Source organism: Vibrio sp. Y176, from assembly GCF_033438945.1.
On record NZ_JAWOQS010001133.1, the window covers coordinates 1 to 527 of the forward strand.

At 39.7% G+C, this 527-nt stretch carries 1 protein-coding gene; it reads left to right on the forward strand.

What is annotated here, in order from left to right:
• Positions 1-201 precede the first annotated feature (201 nt).
• A partial coding sequence (locus tag R7O13_RS30605) for an SIMPL domain-containing protein (RefSeq protein ID WP_412125756.1) occupies positions 202-527 on the forward strand: 326 nt, incomplete at its 3' end.

Sequence of the window (527 nt, forward strand, 5' to 3'; positions counted from 1 at the left end):
AATCCGCCTAGAACCACCAACCATTTTGTTTTCAACATAATCTTAAAATTCACAATAAAACACTGTTCAATTTTAATTAATTCTATTCACCATTTCGAACGATATGACAAAAATTTAGCTTTAGGTCGCCATTTTCTGGCCATAGTTGAGCTATGTTATCGATACTACGAATTGTTACTTTTGGCGAAATTAGGAGGATGAATGGAGAAGATTTCCAATAAAGCGTCAATATGGCTCGGGCTGTGTCTGATAATAGGTTTAGGAGTATTGGGCTTTTTTATTCAGCAAACAGCAGTCAAATACAAAGCCTATGAGCGAGTGGTAACGGTGAAGGGATTGTCTGAGCGAGAATACCCGGCAGATACCGTCATTTGGCCAATCCAATTTACGGTAGCCAGCAATGATATGGGCGCGATGTTTGATGACATAGACCAACAAACGCGTTTGATTCTCGATTTTTTAACCGCAAAAGGCTTAACTGACAAAAACATCTCGCTGTCTTCGCCTTCAGTGATAGACCGTAAAGC